This window comes from Mesorhizobium sp. L2C084A000 (assembly GCF_000502875.1).
Classification (GTDB): domain Bacteria; phylum Pseudomonadota; class Alphaproteobacteria; order Rhizobiales; family Rhizobiaceae; genus Mesorhizobium.
This window is the reverse complement of record NZ_AYWX01000070.1, coordinates 1-277: the sequence shown is the minus strand read 5'-3', so window position 1 is coordinate 277 and position 277 is coordinate 1. Positions and strand designations below refer to the sequence as shown.

At 48.4% G+C, this 277-nt stretch carries 1 protein-coding gene; it reads right to left on the bottom strand.

What is annotated here, in order from left to right:
- Positions 1-137: hydantoinase/oxoprolinase N-terminal domain-containing protein (locus X735_RS1000000170490; protein WP_155930649.1), on the bottom strand; the 137-nt coding region annotated here is incomplete at its 3' end.
- Positions 138-277 lie beyond the last annotated feature (140 nt).

Sequence of the window (277 nt, the reverse complement as noted above, 5' to 3'; positions counted from 1 at the left end):
GGCGTCTTGGCGATATGCACCTTTCCGCCATCTTTGCCGTCGATCAAAATGAGGTCGGTGAAGGTTCCGCCGACATCGATGCCGGCAACGACGTGACCCAGGGAATCCGGTTGTTGCACCGAAAAATTCTCTTTCATTGTCGAAATCCGAAATGGCGGAACTACGAATATGCCGCAGTTTGGAAAGCTGTTTTAGCGTGGTATCTTGACACAAATATCGTTTGTATACTAATAAATTTGGGACACAAGAGCTCACTGCTTTGGAGTGTGTGAACGGC